The sequence below is a fragment of the Dellaglioa sp. CoH-57-MRSF-16 genome (assembly GCF_056782055.1).
The window spans coordinates 1-250 of record NZ_JBXAXZ010000206.1 but is presented as its reverse complement, the minus strand read 5'-3'; the positions used below and the strand labels follow the sequence as shown (position 1 = coordinate 250).

1 protein-coding gene is annotated in these 250 nt (G+C 66.8%); it reads left to right on the top strand.

Annotation, left to right across the window (positions count from 1 at the left end; genetic code table 11):
• Positions 1-245, top strand: a 245-nt coding sequence (locus tag AC1RPH_RS08440; RefSeq protein ID WP_481762138.1) for a hypothetical protein, incomplete at its 5' end; no start/stop codon positions are given.
• Positions 246-250 lie beyond the last annotated feature (5 nt).

Sequence of the window (250 nt, the reverse complement as noted above, 5' to 3'; positions counted from 1 at the left end):
CGACCTGGCAGCGCACCATCGCGGGACCGATCTCGACGACGCCGACCGGGAGACCGCCCCTCTTCGTCTACCTCGCCTCCACCGGCACGATCACCGTGGGCGGAACGGGTCTGACGCTAGCCCAGCGCAACACGATCGTTTCCGTGCAGGTGACGGTCCGTGTGAACGCCAGCGGATACGTCGGCGCCACGGGCGTCGAACTGCAGAACACGGTCGGGCTGCCGAACCTCGGATTGGGGAACTGATGATC